The sequence below is a fragment of the Lacunimicrobium album genome (assembly GCF_052161635.1).
GTDB lineage: Bacteria > Planctomycetota > Planctomycetia > Planctomycetales > Planctomycetaceae > SXPC01.
Genome location: NZ_CP197413.1, coordinates 1005100 through 1030038 on the forward strand (window position 1 = coordinate 1005100; position 24939 = coordinate 1030038).

Genomic DNA, 24939 nt, shown 5'->3' on the forward strand with positions numbered 1-24939 from the left:
GGAGCTATTCTCGCATGAACTGACGATGCTGGCAGAAGTCGATGATCGACAAAAGCCGCCGAACTGGTTGCTCTCACCCTGGGCGGTGAAGATGTATTTGCTTGGTGGCAAACTGCCCAACGGTGAAGTCATCACTGCGAAGTACGTTGGTCACGAACGTCTGATGGAGATCGCGATTGCAACCCTCGCGACAGACCGGGCGCTTCTCCTGTACGGCGTCCCCGGGACCGCGAAGAGCTGGGTGAGCGAGCACCTGTCTGCAGCGATCTGTGGGACATCGGCTCTGTTGATTCAAGGCACCGCGGGAACCGATGAATCGACATTACGCTACGGTTGGAACTATGCCCGGCTGCTGGCGGAAGGCCCTTCTCGCAATGCGCTGGTTGAAAGCCCGATGCTTCGCGCCATGGAACGAGGGCAGTTGTGTCGCATTGAAGAGCTCACGCGAATTCCCAGCGAGACGCAGGATACGCTGATTACCATCCTGTCTGAAAAGACGCTGCCTGTCCCTGAACTCAATACCCAGATTCAGGCGGTGAAAGGCTTCAATGTCATCGCAACAGCGAATAATCGCGATAAGGGCGTCAACGATCTTTCGAGTGCATTGCTGCGACGCTTTAACACCGTTGTCCTTCCCGTTCCCGATTCGCTGGATGATGAAGTTTCGATTGTCAATCAGCGCGCCACTCAACTGGGACGTGCTCTCGAACTGCCCGCAGAGGTTCCTGCACTGCAGGAGATCAAACGTGTCGTGACGATCTTCCGCGAACTGCGTAACGGCGTCACCGATGATGGCAAGACGAAGGTGAAGTCACCGAGCGGAACTCTGTCGACAGCAGAGGCGATCTCGGTCGTTTCCGGCGGGATGGCGATGAGCGCGTTCTATGGCGATGGACAGTTGCGGCCCAGCGATCTGATTTCTGGGCTGGTCGGTGCAGTCATCAAAGATCCGGTGCAGGACAAAATCGTCTGGCAGGAATATGTGCAGACCGTGATCAAGGAACGTGATGACTGGAAAGATCTGTACCGTGCGACCCGCGAATGGAACTGATATCAAGACAGAGTAAGGAACCCTCTCGATGTCAGTGCATGTCTTTGGAATCCGACATCACGGTCCCGGGTGTGCCCGCGCGCTGCTGAAGGCGCTTGGTGAACTCGCGCCCGATGTTGTTGTCTTGGAAGGCCCCGCTGATGCGCAGGAGATCATTGGATTCGCCAATCATGAAGAGATGAAGCCGCCAGTCGCGATGCTTGTGTATCCAGTCGATGAGCCACAGCGCGGCGTCTATTATCCGATGACGGTCTTCTCCCCTGAGTGGCAGGCGATGCGATGGGCGATTCAGCATCAGGTTCCTGTTCGACTGATGGACCTCCTACAATCGCATCAAATTGCCATCGAAAAGGAACAGGAAGCCAAGCAGAAAGAAGAGGACGCGAAAGCAGACGAGACGTCCGTTGAATCCGAGGTCAAAGCCGAACCTCCTAGCTGGAGAACCGATCCTCTCGCGATCCTGGCCGAGGCGGCTGGTTACAAAGATCATGAACTCTGGTGGGAAGAGCAGGTTGAACGACGCGTCGAAGCCAGCGAGCTATTTACTGCGATTCTGACGGCGATGACTGCCGTACGCGAGGAAGTCGGCGAACATCGTGAGCGAGATCTTCTACGTGAGTCATTCATGCGTAAGACGATCCGCGCGGTTCAGAAAGAGGGCTTCACGAAAGTCGCTGTCATTTGCGGAGCCTGGCATGCTCCCGTACTGACGGATGAGGCCGTCGCTGGCAAAATCGTGGGAACGAAAATCAAGGAAGATAACGAGCGCCTTACCGGTCTTCCCAGGATCAAAACGACCGCCACCTGGGTTCCCTGGACGAACTCGCGTTTGACGTATCGAAGTGGCTATGGGGCAGGGATTCATTCCCCCGGCTGGTATCAGCTCGTCTGGGAATCGACCGAGGATGCACCGACTCGCTGGATCGCGACGGCAGCCAGACTGCTGCGAGAAAAAGACCTCGAAGCTTCTTCAGCCAGTATCATCGAAGCCAAGCGCTTATCTGACGCACTCGCTGCAATGAGAAATCTGCGTTCGCCCGGGCTGGCAGAGCTGAATGAGTCGATCCTGTCGGCCTTCTGCCAAGGGGACGTCAGTCCCATGCGGTTGATTCATCGTCGCCTAGAGATTGGCGATGAATTGGGGCAGGTGCCTGCTGAGACCCCGACGGTGCCGTTGGCTCAGGACCTGGCTGCTCTCCAAAAGTTCCTGCGTTTCAAACCTTCGACAGAATCGAAACTTCTTGATCTCGATCTACGAAAAGAAAATGACCTGGCGAAAAGCCATTTGCTGCATCGTCTGACGGTCCTGGATGTCCCGTGGGGAGACTTCAAATCGACGGGCGGGAAATCGTCGACGTTTCATGAAGTCTGGCAGACAGAATGGAAACCAGAGTTCGCAGTCAAAATCATTGAGGCGAGTGTCTGGGGAAATACCGTCCTCGATGCCGCGACGAAGAAGGTTCTCTCGGATACTTCGCAAAGCCAGGATCTCACCGTCTTAACCGGTCAGTTGAAGTTCGCGATGCTGGCCGAGTTGTCGTCAGCAATGGAGCCGCTTCTGGAGCGGGTTCAATCTGTCGCCGCGGTGAGTGCCGATGTGCGTCACCTGATGGAAAGCCTGCTGCCCATGGCACAAGTCGCTCGGTATGGAGATGTCCGTGGCGGACGGGCTTCTCAAGTCGAGCCGATTCTAATAGGGATGTTTGAACGTGTTCTTGTCGGATTGGTCCCGGCCTGCCGTTCGCTCGACGACGACGCGGCAGATCGCATGAAGGCTAGCATTGCTTCCGTCGGCAGTGCATTGGGAATCATCAATAGGGACGATCTTCTGGATTCGTGGATAGAGTGCATTCGGCGTCTGATAGACAGCAAGTCGCATTCACTGTTGACCGGCTGGTGCTGCCGCTATCTTCTGGAACAGCATGCAATTGATGACGAGGAACTTTACCGACGTGCGAGACTGGCCCTGTCGACAGCTAACCCTCCTATGGAATGCGGCCACTGGGCGATGGGATTTCTTCATGGCAGCGGGCTACTGGTCCTCCAGCATGATGCGATCTGGAACGTGTTCGACCGCTGGCTGGCGTCACTCAGTCCCGTCGCATTTGTCGAGATGCTGCCACTTTTGAGACGTGCATTTTCTTCCTTCACGGGACCGGAGCGTCGACAAATGGGCGAGAAGGTACGTGACTTGGGGCGAGGAACGACTCCGAAGATAGAACTGACACAGGACATGACCATCAATTCGCAACGAGCAGCCCGCGTCCTGCCGGTCCTCGCACAACTTCTCGGCACACCTTCGCAAGGGGTTGAATCATGAGCCTTGATGCCAACGCAGAACGTCTGAAACGCTGGCGGATGGTGCTGGGAAAACCCTCCTCGTCAGGGTTGTGTGCCGACGGGGAAAGTGGCGATCTCCCGCTGCCGGATGACTACAAACACATGGATGGAGTCCTCGAGGCATTGTACGACGCGAGTCGCTCTGCCGGGCTGGGTGGCTCAAACCCGAACGTCAATCGCTGGCTGGGTGACATTCGGACGTACTTCCCCAAGCAGGTCGTTCAGGTCATGCAGAAAGATGCCCTCGAACGTCTTAACCTGACACAGATGCTGATGGAACCCGAGACGCTGGAGACAATCGAGCCCGATATCAATCTGGTCGGAACGCTGATGTCTCTCAATCGCGTGATTCCCAAAAAGACGAAAGAGACCGCCCGTCAGGTCGTCAGGAAAGTGACGCAGGATCTCGAACGTCGACTCTCCAATCCATTGCGTCAGGCTGTCAAAGGTGCCCTCAGCAAAGCAACTCGCACAACCCGGCCACGCGTCAACGAAATCGACTGGCATCGCACGATCCGCAAGAACCTGCATAACTACCTCCCCGATCGCGGCACGATCATCGCGGATCGACTTGTTGGTTATGGACGCAAGCGTTCGGCGTTGCGTGACATTGTCCTGTGCATCGATCAGAGCGGTTCGATGGCATCCTCGATTGTTTATTCGAGTGTCTTCGGAGCCGTCCTGGCCTCCATGAGTTCCGTGTCGACGCGTCTGGTTGTCTTTGATACGGAAGTCGTCGACCTCACCGAAAAACTGAGTGATCCCGTCGATATCCTCTTCGGCACCCAACTCGGCGGCGGGACCGACATCAATCGAGCCGTCAAATATTGTCGACAAGAGATCACAAGACCTTCACAGGCGATCTTCGTACTGATCTCGGATCTGTATGAAGGCGGCGTCGCGGAGCAGTTGCTGCAACAGACGGCTTCGATGATCTCCACGGGAGTCACCATGGTCTGTTTATTAGCACTCAGTGACCAGGGAGCACCCTGTTATGATGAGAAACTCGCCGCTCAGATGACTGCCATTGGTGCACCCAGCTTTGCATGTACGCCGGATTTGTTTCCCGAACTGATGGCGCATGCGATTCAGAAACAGGACATTACACACTGGGCGAATCTGCGCGGGATCACCGTTTGCTGAAATATTGGATTGCTCGCAATCTGAATGAAACCTGATATGGACGGTTGTTGTATTTCCAATTGCGGAGAAAATAGCGACAATCTGCTGGTGTTGTGCGCTGCCCATTCCTGTTTACGGTTTTCGTTGAGTCCATGAAATTCTTTCTGAAGCTTTTCCTTGTGACCGCGATTCTCGGAGTCGCTGGTTTCTATGCCTATCGTCCCGTGGCTGAGTACATCCGTAAGCAGAACCTGCCACAATTTCGCAGCGAGAAGGTTGTCAAAGGGACGATCTCTAGTGTCGTCAATGCGACCGGCACAATTAAGCCAGTCCAGTCGGTCGCAGTCGGGTCATTCGTTTCGGGGCCGATCGACAAGCTGTTTGTCGACTTCAATGATGAAGTCAAAGCCGGTCAGGTGCTCGCGGAGATCGATCCGCGGATCTACGACGCCGCAGTGGCCCGCGACAAAGCCTCGTTAGCCACTCGTGTTGCAGAAGTCACACGAGTGAAAGCCCGACTGCAGAATGCCGTCAACGATGAGAAGCGGGCCTTGGGTTTGAGCGGCGATAACAAAGACTTCATTTCTCAGACGGAACTCGATCAGTACAAATTTGCTCGATTGGCCCTGGATGCAGAACTATTAGTCGCTGAAGCCAACATCCTTCAAGCAGAAGCGACGCTGAAAAACTCCGAAGCCAACCAGCAGTACACGAAGATCCGCTCACCTGTCGATGGGGTCGTCATCGACCGAAAAATCGACCCGGGCCAGACACTCGCAGCTCAATTCCAGACACCCGAGTTGTTCGTCATCGCTCCCGACTTGCGCAAAGAGATGCACCTGTTTGCTTCCGTTGACGAAGCGGATATCGGATTGATCCGTGAGGCCAAGGAAACCGGGCAGAGTGTTAAATTCACCGTCGATGCCTACCCGGGCAAGTTGTTTGAAGGTGTCGTCCAGCAGATCCGTTTAAGTTCCGCGACGACTCAGAACGTCGTGACTTACCCTGTCGTTGTTTCTGCCAAGAATGAAGATCTGCGACTGCTCCCCGGCATGACCGCGGAGATCTCGTTCCAGATCAAAGAGAAAACAGACGTCATCAAGATTCCCAACGCCGCCTTGCGTTATTACCCGCTCAAAGAACACGTGCGAAAAGAGGATCAAGGAATTCTTGACGGCACAAAGTCCGACGTGTCATCGGAAGAAGCCGCCGAACAACCAGCCGACGTCGCTGCGGAAGCACAGCGCGATAGCCTCAAACGTCACGTCTGGATTCAGGATGGCGAACTTCTGCGAGCCGTCGAAGTTGTCATGGGGATCAGCGATTATCAGTTTACCGAACTTATCTCGGGCGATGTGCCGGTCGGCGCAGATCTCGTCACCGGCTTGAAAGCGAAGTAACGGCAAACCAATGATCACTCTGCAAATTGCCTTTCGAGCTTTACTGAAAAACAAGATGCGAGCCACTCTGACAGTGCTCGGCGTCGTCATCGGTATTGCAGCGGTGACAACGATGGTCTCGATCGGTGAAAGCGCAGGAAAACTGATTCAAGGACAGTTCCAGGCGCTGGGGACGAATGTCATCGTCGTCTTCCCGGGAGCAACGCATCGTGACGGAGTGCGCCAGGGAGCAGTGACAACATTGACCTCCGACGACGCAACAGCGGTCGGGAAGGAATGCCCTTCTGTCCTCGCAACGTCCCCCCTCGTTGGGGCATCCGCGCAGGTCATCTACGGGAACGTCAACTGGAGCCCGAAGGAGATGTTCGGCGTCGGGCCGGACTATCTGATCGTTCGTAATTGGGATCTCCGCCTGGGCGGTTATTTCTCAGAACAGGACGTGACGACCGCAAACAAGGTCTGCGTCATCGGTCAGACTATCGCAGAGAAACTGTTCCAGACCCTGGACCCCATCGGCAAGACGATCCGCATTCGCAACATCCCGTTTCGGGTCGTTGGTGTCCTCGCCAAAAAGGGAGCCAACATCGTCGGCGATGATCAGGACGACATCCTTCTGATGCCCTTCACGACAGTTCGAAAACGCCTGTCCGGTTCCAGTTTCAATAACATCAATGCCATCCTGGTCTCGGCGCGTTCAGTCGATGTGATGGCGTTAGCTGAGAATGAAATCAAGAACCTGCTCGCCAGTCGTCACCGCATTCCACCAGGTCAGCCAACCGACTTCAATGTTCAGAATACGACTGAGATCGCCAACGTCTTCGGAATTGTGACCGGCACGATTACCGCTATGCTCGCAGCGATCGCGGGGATTTCATTACTCGTCGGCGGTGTCGGGATCATGAACATCATGCTCGTTTCCGTCACCGAACGAACTCGAGAGATCGGCGTCCGCATGGCCGTCGGCGCAACCAGCCATGACATTCTGCTGCAGTTTCTTCTGGAATCAATGCTTCTGTCGACAATCGGCGGGATTATTGGCCTGCTGCTCGGCATAGCTGGTTCGACGGGGATCACCATGCTGATCAACTCATTGTCGCCGGGAGTCAAATGGCCGATTGTCGTTTCGATCCCCGCTGCGGTTGTCGCGATTATTTTCGCTGCCGGTGTCGGCATCTTCTTCGGGTTCTACCCCGCAAGACGAGCCAGCCTGCTCGATCCTATCGATGCCCTACGGTATGAGTGATGGCGGTTGGCTGGGATCAACCGGGGTGCCGAGAACTTCCTTCTGAAGCTTCGGTTCACTTTCCTTCACTTCGACAGCCGGATCGGTGATGGTCTGTCCGCCCGGCATTTGACGCAGTCGAGGATCGTCCAGCGGAGAATTCAAGTCAAAGGCATTCTCAGCGGGCTCAGTACCAACTTCATAGCGTGGCTGATTCTCACTCGGCGAGATCCCCGTCGGGTAACATCGGCCATCACCCAGGACACCACATGGCCCGATGAAGCGTTGACGCTCTTCCATAAACCGAACGCCGTGGACTTCGAGGATCGTTCCGGTCTGGAGTTCCAGGTTCGCCAGTTCCGCGTTGTATTGTGTCAACGACTGAGCTTCTGCACTGACGGCGTTCCCCCAATCGACGATGGCCTGAAGCACGTTCAGGAAGATGGTTCGACCGTTGGCAAACTCTGCCTTTTGAACCTTCAGGTTATCTTCAGCGGCGGCACGGGCTTCTCGCAGGGCAGTGTACTGATCGAAGAACTGATCCTGGTTTCGAATGGTTAGTGCCAGCAGGTGAGTCGTCGCATGGAGACCCTGAGTCAAATTGGCGCGATCACGTCGAATGATGAGTTCACGCTGGCGGACGTTGGCGCGTCCTTGTCGCAGTCCGAGAGGGACGGAGAAATTGACGCCAAGGGTCCAGTCGTTGATCCCATTGCTGCCAATCGTATCGCCCGTCGGCGTACGTCCCTGCAGGCCATCCCAACGATAAAGTGCCACCCCATCAAGCCGAGGTTGAGCCTGATTCTCCGAGATGACCAGCTGCTGCATGTCGGCTTCAATGATCAACTTGAGTTCAATGATGTCCGGACGATATCGTTCAGCCAGCGACAGAATTTCCTGCCAGTTATAGGCAACGCGGATTTCATGCGGCGGGGTCAACGGGACGACTTCACCGACTTCCGTCGGCGGGATCCCCAGAACGTTGAGTAACGCCGCTTCCGCTTGAAGGACGGCTGATTCTGCGACCACGAGATTAGCTTTGAAGTTCGTAAACGCCACTCGCGTCTGTGCGACATCACCCAGATCGCCAAGACCGCGTTCTTTTCGGCTCAGTTCACGTTCATAAGCATACTCCGCCTGAATGACCTGTTGCTGACGTGCCCAGCGCGTGGTCCGTGTGGCAACGAGATTCCAGTAACCTTGGATAACGCTTTGAACCATTTGCTGAACACTCGACTTCAGCTGAAAGAAGGAGCGTTCCGTTTCAATCGAGGCAACGAGAACCGGAGCCAAGTTCGCAGCACGTCCACCACCCTGTAGAAATGGCTGAACGTAACTAAGCTCTGCGAACTGCGAGTATTGAGGATTAAGGGGAACAAGAAAGGGATCGAGATCGGTTCGCGAGGCGTTCACGCGAAACTGAGACGTACCGCCAAAGCTGTTGAGATCACTCACGCCAGCATCAAGGCCATAGCCATCGGTCTGCGATTCGATAATCGCGACGCCAGGAGGATTGATGACTCCAAACGGCTGAGGAGTCTCATTTGAGCTGAAGGTATTATCAACGTTGATCGTAGGATCAAAGCGTCCACGAGCGGCATCGATCGCCGTATTGGCAATGCCGGGATCGTAGACCGTACTGCCGGTCGAGACCGCAACTGAACCCGTCAGAACGCGGATCACTTCACTGTTTCTCAACGCGATCCGGATGGCTTCATCCAGCGAAAGATTGAGCGGTTCCTGTTCGCTGCGAGGATGAGTGACCGTGACTGGTTCCGTGAATGAGGCAAGCTGGGTAACTGGTAACGATTCCGGGTTCCGGTAGTTGATATGCGTCTGCTCGGGGACAATGACCGACCGGGCTGCCTTCGTCCTGGCACACCCGTGGCCAATTAGAAGCAGGAAAATCAGGAGATATCGCAGGTAGAGGAAGCTGCAACGCATAGCCAAGCATATCGACGGCCTGGTCCTGTCATGTTGAATCTACCCAAGTTGCAGCTTCGAATTGTTATTCCAGCAGTGACGATTCTGCGGCCTGCAGCGATTGCATGGCCTGTTCGAAGTCCCGCGTATCAGAAATCACTTCCCCGTCATGCATCGCGATAATGCGATCCGCGTTGCGGGCCACATTCTGATCATGTGTCACGATGATGACCGTCAACTGCTGCTTGACGTTCAGTTCGCGAAACAACTTGATAATGTCCCGACTGGTCTTGGAGTCGAGATTCCCCGTCGGCTCGTCACCCATGAGAATCGAGGGGGAATTCACGAGCGCTCGCGCAATCGCGACCCGCTGTTGCTGCCCGCCGGAAAGCTGGCTGGGATGGTGATCGAGACGGTCACCCAGGCCGACGTCCGTCAAAACTTTTTTGGCACGATCGTGTCGCTCGCGCGTACTGATCCCCTTGGCATAGAGCAGGGGGAGTTCAACATTTTCCAAAGCGCTCGTGCGGGCGAGCAAATTAAAATTCTGGAAAACGAATCCGATCTGTCGGTTCCGCAGATGAGCACGCTCGTTCTTGGTCATGGTGACGACTTCTTCACCAGCCAGCGTATAACTTCCCGAAGTAGGGCGATCGAGGCAGCCAAGAGTATTCATCAGGGTCGACTTCCCGGAACCTGAGGGCCCGATCAGCGCGACGTACTCACCTCGCTCGATGGTGAAGCTTGCCTCCCGCAGAGCATGAACCTGCACTTCACCCAGATCATAGGTCTTGCGAATGTTCTTGAGTTCGATCAAAGCCATTAGTAACGCCGACTTTCGAATCCCAAACTCATAGCAAAGAATATCCGCAATTCGATCATTCCCGAAAGGAATGTGTGCTGACTACTAAAGCTAACTGGGATTGAACACGGTTGCAAACGTTCCCTCTCATCGAAGCCCCGTCGTCTCATTGTGAGACGCGAACATCGCTTGACATGTCCTGATCGCGAGAATGCTTTTAGTGCGTCTCTGGTATGCTTGCTGTAAAAAGCTGCCCGTCTACAACGACTCAACACGAATGTGACATGATGACGTGAATTTATTTGAACTGCTGACGCCGCTGCATCACAATGATGCGGAGAGATCATCTTCCACGTGATTCAGGAGTTGATGTTGTGAGCTATGTTCGACTTGTTCTTCGAGAAGCCAATCAGGATTGGTCAGGAACACTTCATGGAAGCACTGCGGATCGAGTTATCGCCGCCTTGAGTGCCGATCCGGTGACGCTCAGCGAGCTGCAAACAGCGGTTGGGCGATATGAAAAGCCAGTTGCAGCAGGTTCGTGTCAGTGGAATCTGAAACGAGGGTTCTGCGATGAACCTTACGATGCAGGGATTGTTGTGATTGATCTCATCGGGAGAGTGGTCTGTGTCGATTCCTGCTACTCGGCGCCCGGACCAACAGGTAATGTGAAGTATCATGACGGCATCGCGGCAACCGATGTTTCCTTGTACTATCATCTCGCTGAAGATTGGAAGTTCATTTACGACATCGAGTCCTGGCATTTCGCTGCTGACAAACGCCGGGATGAAAAGATCAAAGCCGGTCCTTTGGATGTTCGAAAGGTTCTTTACGGTCGTCCGATGATTGAGTTCATTGCCAGACAGCAATTCTCTGCACGAGCTGTTGGGCTCGATGTGGCAGCGTTGATCAAAAAGATCCATGTTGAGTGGCTGATGACTCCCCGCGAAGATTTACGCGGAATGACGCCCCGAGAGGCTGCGATTCAACAACACGAGCATGTCTCACATGATCTTCAACAGCAGCAGAATCGATGGGCACGTCTCGAAGAATGCCCGCCCGGCGTTGCTGATTCATCGCATGCATTTCTCTATGGGAGTTTTGGGACTCATGAATGGGTGGAGTATTACGAACTAGTGCGTGAACTCCTCTGGTCCTGTCAGGAACAGCTTCGGGGAATGAATCACGCATCGGATGCTTTCATGGTCGGTGATTTTCTGACAACGGAAGTGCCACGCCTGGAATGTGTTCGCGAGAAATGGCTCGATACACCTGATCCCGAGTTCCATGGTCGAACACCGCGTTCCATCATAGATCGCGAACGCCGCCGTCTTCCAGAAGCGGTCTCTGGAGATGAGGCGATTGTTGACCCTGACTGCCCCTGCTGCCGGGCAATGGCAGAACTGCCCGGACCGGTTTTCTGGCATCTCGATGGATGCAATATGGACGATGACTTTGCCTTCAGCATCTATCATCGCACTTACGAAGAGTGGGAACAGGAGCAGCGCGAATGGGAACAGTGGAGCAGAGAATCGAGCGATGAATTGCCTGATTCGGAACTCGGGTTTTGATGAAATCAAATATCAGAAGATATCCGGCGGCGGCGTCTTGGTATCGCAGCTTTGCAGGAAGTCGAAGTCACAGCCGTGGTTGGCCTGGGTGACGTGTTCAGTGAAGAGTTGGCCATAGCCGCGGGGATAATACAACTTCGGCGGCACCCAACTTTGACGACGACGTTCCAGCTCCTCGTCAGAAACGTGAAGCGTTAACCGTCGCTCGTTGATGTTGAGTTCGATGAGATCTCCATCCTGCACCAACGCCAGCGGTCCGCCGACAGCCGCCTCAGGCGCGATGTGAAGGACACAGGTCCCATAGCTGGTTCCAGACATGCGGGAATCGGAGATGCGGACCATGTCCCGAATCCCCATCTTGAGCAGCTTATCGGGGATCGGAAGCATGCCCCACTCGGGGAAGCCAGGGGCACCGATCGGGCCCGCGTTGCGCAGGACGAGGACGCTGTCCGGCGTGAAGGGAGTCGATTCGTCGAGCATGCGTCGCTTCAGCTCGGGGTAGTTGTCAAAGACAATCGCAGGCCCGGTATGATTGAGCAGCCTGGGGTCAGCAGCCGTCGGCTTGATCACACAGCCATCGGGCGCCAGATTGCCATGAAGGACGAACGTGCCACCAGTTGTCGAGAGAGGGTTCTCACGAACGCGGATGACCTCGTTGTTGATGATCGGAAAGTGAGCAATGTTCTCGCCAAGAGTCTTCCCGTTGACAGTCAAACAATTCGTATCGAGGAGATCGGTGAGCTGCGTGAGAAGCGCGGGTAGTCCCCCCGCATCATAGAAGTCTTCCATGAGAAAGGCCCCAGCTGGACGCAGGTTGGCAAGCACTGGTGTGATGCGAGAAAGTTCGTCAAAGCGGTCGAGGGTCAGCATATAACCAGCGCGACGCGCCATCGCGAGAACATGAACGATGGCGTTCGTGGAACCAGAAATCGCCATCGTCGTTGTGATGGCATTATCGAACGATTCCTTGCGGAGAATTGTTGAGGGAGTCAGATTTTCAAGGGCCATTTCAACAGCCCGTCGCCCGGTCGCAGCTGCCAGTCGATGGTGTTCCGCGACGACAGCGGGAACGCAGGAGGCATTCGGAAGAGTCATCCCCATCGACTCCGCGATCGCAGCCATCGTCGATGCTGTTCCCATCGTCATGCAGGTCCCAGCTGATCTCGCGATGCAATTTTCGATCGCACACCAGTCATCTTCGCAGAGATTGCCAGCGCGACGTTCGTCCCAGTATTTCCAGGCATCCGAACCAGACCCAAGCGTCACATCTTTCCAGCGAGCTTTGAGCATCGGACCAGCGGGCAGCACGATCGACGGAATATCCGCAGAGATCGCCCCCATGATCATCGCCGGAATCGTCTTATCGCATCCCCCCATGAGCACCGCAGCATCGATCGGATGACAGCGCAGAACTTCCTCCGTCTCCATCGCGAGCAGGTTACGATAAAGCATCGTGCTCGGCTTCATGAACATCTCGCCCAGGCTCATGACCGGAACTTCAACGGGAAACCCACCCGCCTGATAGATCCCGCGCTTCAGGTCTTCAACTCGCTCCTTGAAATGCGAGTGACACGTGTTGAGATCGCTGAAGGTGTTCAACAAACCAATAACCGGCTTGCCCTTATAGTCAACATCAGCCAGCCCCATGCCTTTAAGACGGGAGCGATGGCCGAAGCCGCGGAGGGAGTCAGGGGCGAACCAGGAGGAACTGCGGAGGTCAGACATGTCGTTTTAGTCACACACAAGACAAAGGTAAATGCGGAGGAGCAAGGAGATAGAATAACGGGAATGAGGGAATGGTAAAATCACAGGGGGGTGACACTCCCCGCTCGCCTAAAGCAGCGGGAAGATCATTGATGCTAACAGGGTTGTTACAAAGGCGGCCACGCCCATGATAGTGAGCAAAACGGAGAACGTCTGAAAGGTCTCTTTTTCGGTGAAGCCCGACATTTTTCCAATCACCCAGAACCCGGCATCGTTCATCCAGGGAAGAGGTTTCGAGCCGCAGCCGATCGCCATGGCGAGGTAGACAGGGTGAAACGGCAACGTCATTGACGCAGCGAGTGGCGCGAAGATGCCGACGGCTGTGATCATGGCAACGGTGGCTGAGCCCTGAGCGACACGGATCAATGTCGTGACCAGAAAGGCAGCGACGAGAAGTCCCGAGCCGCTGTTGATCGCAGGGAACGTGTTGATCAAAGCAGAGGAGATGTTGGTTTGTTGGATAGCAGAACCAAGGGCCCCGCCGGCGCAGATGATGAGGAGAACGGTGCCCCCTTCTGCGAGGGCGGATTGAATTTGTTTGGAGGTCTCTTTCGTCGACATGCCCGGCATGGACCAGAGAGTGAAGAAGGCGAGGAGTGCAGAAGCAGTCAGGGCGATGTTCTTGTCGCCCAGGAAGTGGATCGAGGGTGTGATGGATTCGAGGAAGATGCCTGGCTGCTGGGATTGCAACCATGGCCATAAGAAGTCGAGCGCGAGAAGAATCATCGGCAGGATGATAGGAAGAACCGAGAGGAGAAATGATGGAGGCTTCGTTGTGACCTGAGCATCCATGACCGGAGCGGTTGCCAGAGATTCTTCCCTCATCGTGATGGGAAGCATGCGGTTGATCCAGTTGAGATAGGCATAACCCGCGACGATTCCCGAGCATCCAATGAAGATTCCCATCATGAACATGATCGGCATTGATATATTGAGCTCAGCCGCGACAAGCAGCGGCCCCGGCGTCGGCGGAACAAGAGAGTGGGCCAGCGTCCCACCAACGACGATCGAAAGAACATACTTGACGTAATCACGCCCCGTCTGCAGATACATCGCTTTCGCCAGCGGCAACAGCAACAGAAAGACCGTATCAAAGAACAGCGGGATCGAAAGAATGAAGCTGCTGATCACAAACGCAATCGGCGTATTCTGCTCACCACAAACGCCACGAATTTTATCGACAATCGACTGAGCAGCCCCAGAAACGAGCAGACATCGCCCCAGCACAGCCGCCATCGCAATGAGAATCCCAATCTTCATGGCTGTTTCGCCAAAACCTTCCGCAACACGGTGGGCGGGGGAATCGTTGGCGAGTTCCAGAGCCGCTTCGAACTTGCGAATGGGAATCAGCAGGCTTCCAGTCGCGGGTGGTGGATCGTTCGAGACAACGTAGCGTCCCGGCGAGGAAGCATCCGCAGTGAGTTCGAGAATGTCGAGCTTGGAATTCGAGTGGAGAGCCATATTAGGCGGTAGCACTGCGAATGTCGTTTCCGTCATCTTCCACTTCGGAGGTCGCTGAATGGTCATCTCACCGCTGGTCGACGAGATGACACGGGCAGAGACCGGATCAACCTGGCTACGAAAGACCCTATCCCAGCTCGTCAGCTGCGTCACCACAATCGACACAGAGATCAGCACCAGGAACGCATGCATGCGGAAGACCATGACGCCGATGACGACAAGGATCATCGCGCAACAGAGGATCGACAGAGCGCCCATCAGGAAATGCCTTCCGGAGACTGGAATTTTGTTCGTCTCAGGTTAACGGAAAGCCGCACGAGGACAAGTGAAAACATGCAGATGCGTTGGGTGCAAAAATTGATATCCGTTGTTTCGCGAAATGAGACCAAGTGTTCATGCTAAATTCGTGTCATGAATTTCCTCTATTTTGAAAATAAATCAAACAATCTCTATTTCTTGTTCCAAATTTCGCCACTTGGCGAGAATACACACTTAAATACACTCAATTCAGCGACTGACTGGCCAGCTCGAAATGACCTCCACAACCACCCACAGCCACGAAACGAATCTCGAATTTGTCCGCCTGTGGACGGCCAGTGCACACCGCATCAAAGCATTCGTCCTCTCCATGGTCGTCCATCGTGGTTTCGCCGACGACATACTTCAAGAAGTCGCAGCGACGGCTTGGGAAAAGTTCCCCGACTTCGACCGCTCTCGTGATTTCATTGCCTGGGCCAATGGCATTGCGAGAAATAAAGTCCTCGGCCACAAGGAGATGCACGTCTCGGCTCTCACCCTCACCGACGAACTCGCACGCCGCATTGAAGATCAGTTCACCCTGGACAATCTCTGGATGGATGCTCAGATCGAGTTTCTCCAGGACTGTGTCCAGAAGCTTCCACAGGATGAGCGCGAGATCGTCGAGCTTCGCTACTTTTACTCCCTCAGCGTGGATGCCATTTCCCAACGTAAAAAGCTGACGATCTCTGCTGTCTATAAGGCCCTGCAGCGAACCATTGATCGTCTCTTCGATTGCGTCTCATTCAAAGTCGCGAAGGAGGCCCGCTCATGAGTCAGGCCAATGTGCAAGCTCTGCGCGACCTCCTCGGCGTTCTCCGCCGTGGGCGCGATCAGGTCGAGATCATCGACGAAATTCGGACCCTCATTGCCAACGACGACGATGCCCTGAGAGTCTTCGTCCGTTACATGTCCATCGAAGCCAGTCTCCCCTGGGCACTCAAAGTCGATCCAATTCTGTCCACCGCCGTTGGTGCCACGATCCGTCGTGACATCAACCAGCATCGACGTCGATGGCTTTGGTATTCGACCCTCGCTGCAAGCACTGCACTTGTGATCTGCGCTTTATCGCTCGTCTGGTATTTTCAGTCGCAGGTGATGATCGTCGAGAACAATCATCTCGTTTTCGCCTCCGCAGTCCTCTCTCCCAACGAACAACCTCCCACCTCGTCACAAAACCTCCGCAGCGACGATGTGGTTACGATCGAGCATGGCCAATTTGCCGACATCTATTTCGGCAAAGGCACTGTCATGAAGGCGTATGGCCCCAGTCGCGTGCGCATCAATCACCCGAGTCGTATTCAACTGGAACGCGGCGTCGTGTTGGTACGTGTTGCCAAAGGTGATGAAGGCTTCACGGTGGCAACTCCCGGCGGGGAATTCCTGGACCTCGGAACACAATTCGGCGTTTCCGTCAACGCAATGGCCACGAGCGAAGTTCACGTCTTTGACGGCAAAGTCGCTGTGAAAGCTGACAACAATGCCGCCTCTATACTCCTGAAAGGAGAAGCCATCGGCGTGACCTCAAACGGTCAGCTCGAACAAACTAAACCCATGGATTCCTGGGATTTCGTCGCTTACAAGGTTCCGATCTCTGCACCGACGAGTCTAGTCAATGCAAACTACTCAAAGGACCTCCCGCAAACGATTCGTGACAAAGAATGGACGCTCGATGGAAAGGCCCGCCTCTTCTGTGAACGTCGAGCCATCCGGCTGACCGAGCCCCTCACCGTCGCCGCGTTTACGCCGGGCGAACTGACGTCCGAAGTCCCAAACCCGAAAATGACCACACTCCCCGCCGGATCGTTTTACGACGTCTACTTTCTTCACTGCGATTCCGAAACCTTCCCTGTTCAGGGGCGCATTGCGTTTGATCACCCGATCGTCGGCATGTCCCTCAACGGCGGGCAACTGGTCGCCAGTGACAAACAATGCCATCGCCCGGAAGTCGCAGGTTACGATCAGAATTCTCCGCTCAACGGCAAGCGTGGCAGTGTTCTCCTGGAAACCCAGGATGTCCTCACCATGGACCCTGCCACCAACAGTTTCGACTTTACCCTCTATTGTGGGCCCTCGCTTGATCAGATGAGGATCTTCGTGGCTGTCCCTGAACCGAATCTTTAACTCCCATCTTTTTGAGTTCATTCTCACATCCCATTTTTAGGAGCAACGTCATGCAAACCCGTCCACACTCTCGCCAGGGCTTTACTCTCATTGAGTTGCTCGTGGTCATCGCGATTATCGCGACGCTAGTCGCCATCCTCCTCCCAGCCGTCCAGCAGGCCCGCGAAGCGGCCCGACGCAGCACCTGCAAAAACAACCTCAAACAACTCGGCCTTGCCGTTCATAACTATCACGACGTCTATAACTGTATTCCGTCCGCCTATTTCGCAGGCGACGCACCATACGCAGGTTCCGGCAGTGACAACGAAGCCGACGGCAAAGACTGCCGCTATGGTTGGGGGGCAATGATCCTCCCTTATGTCGAACAATCAGCAGCCTACGACGCCATGCAAGTTGGCAACGTTCGCTTGAGCACCAATCTCGCCAACGCCACCACTCGCGCCATCGCTCAGACACCCATTCCTGTCTTCCGCTGCCCGTCAGATACGGCACCTCCAACGAACGAAATCAAACGACTCCCCATGGGCCAGTGCACTGGTATTGATTGCAACAGTGCAACGGATCCCAACGCCATTCCCACCGCATGTTCAAGCTACGCAGCCAACTGGGGTTCAACAACGACTCTCACCCGCAACAATCCAAACGGCTTTTTTAACCACACCCGAGACGGCATCTGGGGAACAAATATGACGAGGCGACCAATCTTACGATTCACAGACATCATGGACGGCCTCAGCAACACCGCCATGTTCGGCGAACGTATCTACGAACTGACCGGCCCAGTCAAATACACGCCGCACGGCGGTAACGTCTGGGGTGGTCATGGCAACGACGAAAACTCTCCCGCCCGCGCCTTCGGACACGTCGCCGCAGTCGGCGGCCGAGTCCTCAACTGCGCCGTCTCAGGCTGTGCGCAAGGCTTCAGCAGCCTTCACGATGGCGGCGTCCAGTTCGTCCTTGGTGATGGCTCCGTCCGCTTTGTCAGCGAGAACATCCATCTCAACGCCGACGCGACACCGAACTCAACTCTCGAGTTCTTAACCAACCGCAACGATGGCCAAGTCCTCGGCGAATTCTAATCCCTAAAGGCGAGCGGGGGGTGTAAACCCCCTGTCCCTTGCGCTCCCTGCTGCCACCCCGTGTGGAATACGACAAATCCCCATCCTCTCTTTCCCGGACTCGCTACGATGCAACGCATATCCCTCCTTTTCATCACTGCACTCCTCCTCACCGGCTGCTCGAACTCCGGCCCCAAACTTGGCCAGGTCACTGGCAATGTCACACTCGACGGCAAACCTCTCGTCGACGCCGAACTCAGCTTCATGCCCACAAAAGGCGGACGCACCGCCATGGCCCAGACAGACGACAAGGGAAACTACACCCTCATCTACAGCATGAAAGCCTACGGCGGCGAAGTCGGAGAAAATCTCGTCCGCATCAGCAAGTACATTTCACCAAAAGCCGACGGCAGCCAGACCCAATCCATCCCCGCCCGCTACAACGAACAATCCGAACTCACCTTCACAATCAAGCCCGGTCAGAATACGCACAACATTGAACTGACTTCGAAGTAGAAAGCATTCTTCATCGATAGAGATTCCGAGCATGTCGCAACAGTCCCGGATTGCTCGTCTGAACCTCTTCAATAAACGTGTTCGCCTTTTCAATCGTCGCGTCATCTGGATGCGACGGCTTTGACATATCTGCGTCCAGAAGTGTCATAAAATAAATCACAATCGCCTTCTGATTTCCATGCTGATGGAAACGTACATCATGAAACATCTCCACAAGGCGGTCCGCGATACTCCAGTCCTCCCATCGTGCCAGATCAGGAATGACGAAATCCGCAAGCTCAGGGCAATCGAGAACCAGCCGCATTGCCTCGTTCACTTTTGCTTGACCAATCTGTTCTTCACCCATCTCATCGGCAGCAAAGCGGAGAGCCTGTATGGCAGCATAGCCTTCGCTGAATGGAACACCCGAGTTCGGATCGGAAAGCGGCCTGATCTTCGTTTCGATAAGAATCTGTATCCCATTCTCTCTGGCCAGTAGAAGATAACCTTTCATGAGACCATCGATGCCGATGCGAAAGATTTCCCCGTTCAGGCGAATCCGTTCTTCCAGCATTGTGGCATCGGACGCATTACCGCACAGGCCCAGCATCACGCCGTAGTGACCAATGCGAGTAATATTTGTGTTCTTATCGTTGATGTGGTCTCGAAGTATTTCTGAATTCATGTGTGGTGCGAATTCGACTAGCTCCGGATAGGAGAGCCTCGAAATTTCGGAGAACGCATCGTCAGCGACATGAGGATTCGGCGATTCGAGATGCGCCTGACAGTATTTGAGATGATCAATACGCTCCGCAGATGGCGAAATGCCGTCAAGGTAGCTCACCAGCTCAATGGGCGCCGGTAGCGGCGTATTCCACAGGAAGTCACTCGCCTGGATTCGCGATGTTTCGATCTTTCTTGAAGCGTCAAGACCTTCATCCAATTTCTTATTCACATCAGAATTGTGCAGGCAAATGCCCATCATCAAAAATGAATCGCCGATTTTCCCCGCTTCAAAACGATCCGTCTGAATCACGTCGCCAGACTTGAGGGTCGACTTCGTCGAAGTGTATTGAACCTTGATGATGGTGAATGTCGAACTTCCAAAATCACCGTCGTCACCACTCGGTGCTCGTAAAGAATCAAGCCTGACGATGACCGTCACGTCCTCTTGTTCCATCTGATCGCGAAATGTTTGAACGGGCATGTATCCACAAGGCGGGCAAGCAAGTATTACTTGTTCAAAAATGCCCAGAACCAGCAAAACTGTCGCTGTAAACGTAACGAGATTGTTCAGCAGGAATCTCACGAAAAGCCTCAACGTGTCACTTGAATGCAAATGGGATCGATCGCTCTTCACAAAGTCGCACGGATCGAAAATCGATTAACGCAGCATATCCTCAACTCTATGTTCATCACCAGCTCACTTTCACCGTTTGGAATTCATCCACTGAACGATTCTCGATTTGAACATGCTCGACGACGACACACGCACATTGAAGATTCAACTTCAATCCGTAATCGCTGAAACGAAAATAGACCACCCGCTCTAAAAAACGGATGGTCTATTCATTTGATATTCCACGCACTGACTCAATCCTGCGGCGGACGATCCAGCGAGAGAATGTTTTCCGCGTAAGTCGCTGTCACCTTCTGAGCCTCGGCTTTGTTGAGGGCTTTGACGACCTTGATATGAGACTGCGTCAGCAGGTTATATTGAGGGTCTTCCGCGCGCCCTCCATCAACGCGACACAGCGTCTTGACCACCGGTCGATCATAGTTGCCAGGGGTGACACGAATGACCTGGCCATACGTCTGATTATTGAGTTCGACGAAGGAGCCGAGTGGATAAAGGCAGACCGTGTTGAGCAGGGCAGGAATAATCTGCGGATCAAACTTGCCGGCACGGGTCATCGTCAAAATCTGTTCGACCACCTGATAAGGAGTCTGACCGGACTTCTCAAGAAAGCGTGGCGAGTTGAGGGTGATGTAGCAGTCGACCACCATCGCAATACGGGCGAGATTGGAGATTTGGACGCCCGTGCGACCGTGTGGATGCCCCGAGCCATCCCAGTGTTCAAAGATCTGAGTCGCCACCTGCCTGGCAACGATGTGCAGGTTCTTCTGCGGAGCAAGGAAGTACATGTTCTCGCGGAGCTCTTTTTTGAAGTTGAGCAGACCGCCGTTGGTAAGGACTTCATCGCGATGCAGATGAATGTGAGATTCATCACTCAATCGCAAACGCGAGACGAGACAGCCAATGCCGAGGTTGGCAACGTCATCGAATTTCAGTCCCATCAGTGTCGCCACTGACATCGCCAGTTGAGAGACACGCAGGCTGTGATCGACCATCGCTTCGTCGCTGGTGACTTCGAGAGCAAGGCGGACGAACATATCGATGTCCGCCAACAGATGCTCCATCGACTCTTCTGCAATCGAGCGAATGGGCTGTTCGAGGATCGTCTCGGCTTTCCTGGAGATCTCATAAACAGAGTTCAGCTCTTTGGAATGCTTGGCACGCATCTGGCGGACCTGGTCGAGCTGTGCCTGATCGTAGTCGGCATACTCATGTCGTACGAGTCGTTCCAGATGTGGGCGATGTTTGTGAAGCTCGCTGACGACCGCATCCAGACGCGGACTCGATTTGCTGGCAAGCGTCGATTTTGTCGAGCCGGCCTCGACATTGAAAGCATGAATCTTAGAGCTGTCGATCGCGACGTGTGAAATACCGCGTGACTTCAAGCGATCAATGAATGCCTGCGTGATGCGAATCCCCTGGTTGAGCAACAGGAGACTGTTTTGATTCCCATCATAGATCGGCACCGAAAGCGCAATGCCCGGCTTGAGATTTGTGATGGGAATTATTGCGAGCTCAGCCATGGTGTCGTGTAGTTCCTGCTTCTCGATCCGTCCTCACTTCTGTTGATCAGACACATGTGACAACTCATTACAATTTGTCGGGTTTTTCGCTGACGGAGATTGAGTAAGATCGCGGGATACACCTCAGTTCGCGACACTCAGGCAACCTAACACCTTAAGAATGCGGAGATTGCGTACAGTGGTTGATCACAGAACAGGATCAGAAACAACAGCTTGGGAAAACTAGGGCGTGTGGGTCATTCTGTTGTCGAAGCAGAAAAGCTGAGCGGCTGAAACAGCAAAGCCACAGCACCTGCTACACAAGTGCTGTGGCTCACTGAATTCGCTATCCACAATCGACTTCGCTGACAAGTCCAAATTAGAAGTGAATGGCTCGTTTCTCAACAGCCATCGCGGCTTCCTTCAAAGCCTCTGCCAGCGTCGGGTGAGCATGGCAGGTACGGGCAATATCTTCACTGCTGGCCGAGAACTCGATCGCCAGAACGACTTCCGCAATCAGGTCACCAGCGTGTGGCCCAATGATATGGACGCCGAGGACTCGATCCGTTTCAGCATGGGCCAGGAACTTGATTTTCCCTTCCGTCGTCCCCATGGCTTTCGCGCGGCCGTTGGCCATGAACGGAAAGTAACCGGTCTTGTAGGGCACGCCCTCAGTTTTCAGCTGATCTTCAGTCTTGCCGACAGTCGCAATTTCCGGACTGGTATAAACGACGGCGGGAATCGCATTGTAATTGACGTGGCCATAACCTGTGACGATATGCTCGACGCAGGCAATGCCTTCTTCCTCAGCCTTATGGGCCAGCATCGCACCGCCAATGACGTCACCGATGGCATAGATGTTGGGGACGTTGGTTTGATAATGCGCGTTCACCGTGATGAAGTTCCGCTGGCCGAGCGTCACGCCAGCCGCATCAAGGCCAAGCTGATCCGTGGCAGGCTTACGACCAACAGACATCAGGACCTTGTCCGCCTTGATGCTGTCCTTGCCTTCGATCATCACTTCGACTTGCTTTCCAGCCATTTTGGTGCCGGTGACTTTGCAGCCAAGATTGAAGACAAGGCCCTGTTTTTCAAACAGCTTCTTGGCTTCGGTCGCAATCTCCGTATCCATCCCGGGCAGAATACGATCGAGGAACTCGAGCACGACGACTTCCGATCCAAGTCGACGCCAGACCGTACTCATTTCCAGACCGATGTAACCCGCTCCGATGACAACGAGTTTCTTCGGCACTTCAGTGAAGGCCAACGCTTCGGTACTAGTGACAACATTCACACCATCCGGCTCAATCCCCGGCAGCGACGACGGGACAGACCCCGTCGCAATCAAGAAATTCTTGGCAGTCACTTCTTCGCTTTTGCCATCGTGTTCAACGACGACGGTGTTCGGATTCGTGAAATGGGCGGCACCGATCAGTCGCGTCACCTTGTTCTTCTTGAACAGACTCTCAACGCCCATCGTGAGACCGGTGACGACGCGGTCTTTGTGGCTGAGCATCTTGGAAAGATCGAGCTCGACCGACTTAGCGATGATCCCGCGGTCTTTCATCGAGCCAGTCGCTTTTTCATACAGCTCGGTCGAATCGAGCAACGCCTTGGAAGGAATACAACCGACTCGCAGGCAAGTCCCGCCCAGAGCCTTTTCCTTCTCCACGCAAGCCACCTTCAGCCCAAGCTGAGCAGCACGAATAGCAGCGACATAACCGCCAGGACCAGCACCGATGATGAGGAGATCGTATTGAGACATGATGTAAATCTTCTCCAGATTGACGGAATAGCCGCCACAAATTTCAGTTATTGAGTCAGTTGTGTCATTGGTGTGAAATCAGAGCAGAAAAAGCAGATTTCAACACCATTGTTGTGTCGCATGCAGCTACCTCGCTGCCCACCTCCCATGTCGCGAGCCATTGATGACATTAAAAAGTCGCGACAATGCAGGCAGCAGTGTAGTTGAAGTGTAGTGTCTTTCTTCAACTTCCGGTACGACTTCAGAAAGCCTGCTAGGCTTCGAGACAGATCTCCATCCGATGTGATCCGATAGATTTCTCCGTCGATCTCAAAAATCAACGAATCTTTGTCGAGAGTCCACGTCCCCGCGTGCAAATTGCACGCGGAGGAAATGTGAAGCTCACCATGAAGTGAAGGCATCAGGATCACACTTAGATGGATAGAATCAATCAGATCTCTAGGATCAGACGAGTCGGATCTTCGATCGTGTCCTTGATGCGTTTGAGGAACGTCACCGCCTCGCGACCATCGACGACTCGGTGGTCATAGGTCATCGCGATGTACATCATCGGACGGATGACGATCTGACCATCGACGACAACAGGTCGATCAACAATATTGTGCAGACCCAAAACTCCCGACTGCGGCGGGTTGACGATGGGCGTCGAAAGCAGCGAGCCGTAGACACCCCCGTTGGAGATGGTGAAGCAGCCACCTTCCATCTCGTCGAGGCCAATTTTGTTGGCCTGGGCACGCTTGCCGAAGTCGGTGATCTGCAGCTCGATCTCAGCAAACGAGAGTCGCTCTGAGTTACGGATGATCGGTACGACCAGTCCCTTGCCGCCACCGACGGCGATCCCGATGTCGTAGTAGTTGTAATAAACGAGGTTATCACCCTGGACCTGGGCACCGACTTGTGGAATCTCCATCAGGGCTTCCACAACAGCCTTCGTAAAGAAGGACATGAAGCCCAGCTTGATACCGTAGCGTTGTTGAAACGCATCTTTGTAACGGTTGCGGATGTCCTTGATGGCGGACATATCGATCTCGTTGAACGTCGTCAGCAATGCCGCGTTCTGCTTGGCCATGACCAGACGCTGAGCGATCTTCTTGCGGATCGGCGTCATCGGAACAGCACGCTGAGTCCGTGTCCCATCGGCTTCGATAGAAACTTCATCGCCATTCGACCTCGGAGCAGCGAGCGCCGTAGAAGGAGCTTTCGCAGCGATCGCGTCTTCCTTCAGCACACGACCATCTCGACCAGTTCCTTGAACCGACGTCGCAGGAATCCCCTTCTCAGCGAGAACGCGAGACGCAGCCGGCATCACAGCAGCTTGCGTACCTGCAGAAGAAGCAGCGGGCGCTGGCTTCTCCGCAGGAGCAGCTGACTTGCTGGCAGGAGCAGACGGCTCGGACTTCGCAGGAGCCGCAGAAACGGCACCCGCTTCGATGTAGGCAATGACGTCGCCAATCTGAGCCGTTTCACCAGCCTTCATGACGATCTGAGTGATCTTGCCCGCGACCGGAGCAGGAACATCAAAGGTCGCCTTGTCGGTTTCCAGTCCGACGAGTTCCTTATCAATAGGAACACTGTCACCTTCTGCGATATACCATTCACCGATGCGGACTTCCGAAATGGATTCTCCGACTGGTGGAACTTTAATTTCGATTGCCATCGAGGCCGATCCTTGTTGCGATGCGATT

At 54.3% G+C, this 24939-nt stretch carries 18 protein-coding genes; 10 read left to right on the forward strand and 8 right to left on the reverse strand.

Translation table 11 applies throughout. The features are described 5' to 3' along the window. Window positions 1-25: 25 nt before the first annotated feature. From SH248x_RS03945 to SH248x_RS03965, 5 genes are all read left to right on the forward strand, one after another. Window positions 26-1051 (forward strand): ATP-binding protein, encoded by a 1026-nt coding sequence (locus SH248x_RS03945; protein WP_459558577.1) that lies wholly within the window; start codon window positions 26-28, stop codon window positions 1049-1051. Between the two features lie 28 nt (window positions 1052-1079). Beyond that, entirely contained in the window at window positions 1080-3371 is a 2292-nt protein-coding gene (locus SH248x_RS03950) for a DUF5682 family protein (RefSeq protein WP_459557217.1), read from the forward strand. Continuing rightward, the gene (locus SH248x_RS03955; protein ID WP_459557218.1) at window positions 3368-4534 is read left to right on the forward strand and encodes a vWA domain-containing protein; all 1167 of its coding nucleotides are present in this window, start codon (window positions 3368-3370) and stop codon (window positions 4532-4534) included. Before SH248x_RS03950 ends, SH248x_RS03955 begins: the two co-directional genes overlap by 4 nt. A gap of 131 nt (window positions 4535-4665) precedes the next feature. Continuing rightward, window positions 4666-5913, forward strand: a complete 1248-nt coding sequence (locus SH248x_RS03960; RefSeq protein WP_459557219.1) for an efflux RND transporter periplasmic adaptor subunit — start codon at window positions 4666-4668, stop codon at window positions 5911-5913. A gap of 55 nt (window positions 5914-5968) precedes the next feature. Next, entirely contained in the window at window positions 5969-7156 is a 1188-nt protein-coding gene (locus SH248x_RS03965; protein ID WP_459557220.1) for an ABC transporter permease, read from the forward strand. Here SH248x_RS03965 and SH248x_RS03970 read toward each other — a convergent pair. Both SH248x_RS03970 and SH248x_RS03975 read right to left on the reverse strand, forming a co-directional pair. Next, window positions 7142-9079 (reverse strand): TolC family protein, encoded by a 1938-nt coding sequence (locus SH248x_RS03970; protein ID WP_459558578.1) that lies wholly within the window; start codon window positions 9077-9079, stop codon window positions 7142-7144. The genes SH248x_RS03965 and SH248x_RS03970 overlap by 15 nt on opposite strands. 64 nt (window positions 9080-9143) lie before the next feature. Next, entirely contained in the window at window positions 9144-9881 is a 738-nt protein-coding gene (locus SH248x_RS03975) for an ABC transporter ATP-binding protein (RefSeq protein ID WP_459557221.1), read from the reverse strand. Between the two features lie 353 nt (window positions 9882-10234). Here SH248x_RS03975 and SH248x_RS03980 point away from each other — a divergent pair, with 353 nt between their 5' ends. Then, on the forward strand, window positions 10235-11431 hold the full coding sequence (locus SH248x_RS03980) for a hypothetical protein (protein ID WP_459557222.1): 1197 nt from the start codon (window positions 10235-10237) through the stop codon (window positions 11429-11431). Window positions 11432-11443: 12 nt separating this feature from the next. Here the strand turns inward: SH248x_RS03980 and araD are convergent, their stop codons facing one another. Both araD and SH248x_RS03990 read right to left on the reverse strand, forming a co-directional pair. Further along, window positions 11444-13156 carry an IlvD/Edd family dehydratase gene (gene araD, locus SH248x_RS03985; RefSeq protein ID WP_459557223.1) on the reverse strand — a complete coding sequence of 571 codons (1713 nt, stop codon included), beginning with the start codon at window positions 13154-13156 and terminating at the stop codon, window positions 11444-11446. A gap of 108 nt (window positions 13157-13264) precedes the next feature. After that, a complete protein-coding gene (locus SH248x_RS03990) occupies window positions 13265-14914 on the reverse strand; it encodes a GntP family permease (RefSeq protein ID WP_459557224.1) in 1650 nt (549 codons plus the stop codon). Between the two features lie 274 nt (window positions 14915-15188). Here SH248x_RS03990 and SH248x_RS03995 point away from each other — a divergent pair, with 274 nt between their 5' ends. The 4 genes from SH248x_RS03995 to SH248x_RS04010 all read left to right on the forward strand — a co-directional run bounded on the left by SH248x_RS03995 (window position 15189) and on the right by SH248x_RS04010 (window position 18651). Then, the gene (locus SH248x_RS03995; protein ID WP_459557225.1) at window positions 15189-15728 is read left to right on the forward strand and encodes a sigma-70 family RNA polymerase sigma factor; all 540 of its coding nucleotides are present in this window, start codon (window positions 15189-15191) and stop codon (window positions 15726-15728) included. Next, window positions 15725-17077, forward strand: a complete 1353-nt coding sequence (locus tag SH248x_RS04000; protein ID WP_459557226.1) for a FecR family protein — start codon at window positions 15725-15727, stop codon at window positions 17075-17077. The genes SH248x_RS03995 and SH248x_RS04000 overlap by 4 nt, the downstream gene beginning before the upstream one ends. 50 nt (window positions 17078-17127) lie before the next feature. Further along, window positions 17128-18156, forward strand: a complete 1029-nt coding sequence (locus tag SH248x_RS04005; RefSeq protein WP_459557227.1) for a DUF1559 family PulG-like putative transporter — start codon at window positions 17128-17130, stop codon at window positions 18154-18156. A gap of 108 nt (window positions 18157-18264) precedes the next feature. After that, window positions 18265-18651 (forward strand): peptidase associated/transthyretin-like domain-containing protein, encoded by a 387-nt coding sequence (locus SH248x_RS04010; RefSeq protein WP_459557228.1) that lies wholly within the window; start codon window positions 18265-18267, stop codon window positions 18649-18651. Between the two features lie 10 nt (window positions 18652-18661). Here SH248x_RS04010 and SH248x_RS04015 read toward each other — a convergent pair whose 3' ends face one another. From SH248x_RS04015 to odhB, 4 genes are all read right to left on the reverse strand, one after another. Next, entirely contained in the window at window positions 18662-19939 is a 1278-nt protein-coding gene (locus tag SH248x_RS04015; protein WP_459557229.1) for a hypothetical protein, read from the reverse strand. Between the two features lie 284 nt (window positions 19940-20223). Further along, window positions 20224-21510 carry an HD-GYP domain-containing protein gene (locus SH248x_RS04020; protein ID WP_459557230.1) on the reverse strand — a complete coding sequence of 429 codons (1287 nt, stop codon included), beginning with the start codon at window positions 21508-21510 and terminating at the stop codon, window positions 20224-20226. 358 nt (window positions 21511-21868) lie between these two features. Then, on the reverse strand, window positions 21869-23254 hold the full coding sequence (gene lpdA, locus SH248x_RS04025) for an NAD(P)/FAD-dependent oxidoreductase (RefSeq protein ID WP_459557231.1): 1386 nt from the start codon (window positions 23252-23254) through the stop codon (window positions 21869-21871). A gap of 430 nt (window positions 23255-23684) precedes the next feature. Then, on the reverse strand, window positions 23685-24911 hold the full coding sequence (gene odhB, locus SH248x_RS04030; RefSeq protein ID WP_459557232.1) for a 2-oxoglutarate dehydrogenase complex dihydrolipoyllysine-residue succinyltransferase: 1227 nt from the start codon (window positions 24909-24911) through the stop codon (window positions 23685-23687). Window positions 24912-24939 lie beyond the last annotated feature (28 nt).

What these genes read in the sequence shown, in the direction of transcription:
- SH248x_RS03970 (WP_459558578.1), bottom strand. Translation starts at nt 9,079, where the DNA reads ATGCGTTGCAGCTTCCTCTACCTGCGATATCTCCTGATTTTCCTGCTT.
- odhB (WP_459557232.1), bottom strand. Translation starts at nt 24,911, where the DNA reads ATGGCAATCGAAATTAAAGTTCCACCAGTCGGAGAATCCATTTCGGAA.
- SH248x_RS03995 (WP_459557225.1), top strand. Translation starts at nt 15,189, where the DNA reads ATGACCTCCACAACCACCCACAGCCACGAAACGAATCTCGAATTTGTC.
- SH248x_RS04010 (WP_459557228.1), top strand. Translation starts at nt 18,265, where the DNA reads ATGCAACGCATATCCCTCCTTTTCATCACTGCACTCCTCCTCACCGGC.
- lpdA (WP_459557231.1), bottom strand. Translation starts at nt 23,254, where the DNA reads ATGTCTCAATACGATCTCCTCATCATCGGTGCTGGTCCTGGCGGTTAT.
- SH248x_RS04000 (WP_459557226.1), top strand. Translation starts at nt 15,725, where the DNA reads ATGAGTCAGGCCAATGTGCAAGCTCTGCGCGACCTCCTCGGCGTTCTC.
- SH248x_RS03955 (WP_459557218.1), top strand. Translation starts at nt 3,368, where the DNA reads ATGAGCCTTGATGCCAACGCAGAACGTCTGAAACGCTGGCGGATGGTG.
- SH248x_RS04005 (WP_459557227.1), top strand. Translation starts at nt 17,128, where the DNA reads ATGCAAACCCGTCCACACTCTCGCCAGGGCTTTACTCTCATTGAGTTG.
- SH248x_RS03990 (WP_459557224.1), bottom strand. Translation starts at nt 14,914, where the DNA reads ATGGGCGCTCTGTCGATCCTCTGTTGCGCGATGATCCTTGTCGTCATC.
- SH248x_RS04020 (WP_459557230.1), bottom strand. Translation starts at nt 21,510, where the DNA reads ATGGCTGAGCTCGCAATAATTCCCATCACAAATCTCAAGCCGGGCATT.
- SH248x_RS03965 (WP_459557220.1), top strand. Translation starts at nt 5,969, where the DNA reads ATGCGAGCCACTCTGACAGTGCTCGGCGTCGTCATCGGTATTGCAGCG.
- SH248x_RS03960 (WP_459557219.1), top strand. Translation starts at nt 4,666, where the DNA reads ATGAAATTCTTTCTGAAGCTTTTCCTTGTGACCGCGATTCTCGGAGTC.
- SH248x_RS03975 (WP_459557221.1), bottom strand. Translation starts at nt 9,881, where the DNA reads ATGGCTTTGATCGAACTCAAGAACATTCGCAAGACCTATGATCTGGGT.
- SH248x_RS03945 (WP_459558577.1), top strand. Translation starts at nt 26, where the DNA reads ATGCTGGCAGAAGTCGATGATCGACAAAAGCCGCCGAACTGGTTGCTC.
- araD (WP_459557223.1), bottom strand. Translation starts at nt 13,156, where the DNA reads ATGTCTGACCTCCGCAGTTCCTCCTGGTTCGCCCCTGACTCCCTCCGC.
- SH248x_RS03950 (WP_459557217.1), top strand. Translation starts at nt 1,080, where the DNA reads ATGTCAGTGCATGTCTTTGGAATCCGACATCACGGTCCCGGGTGTGCC.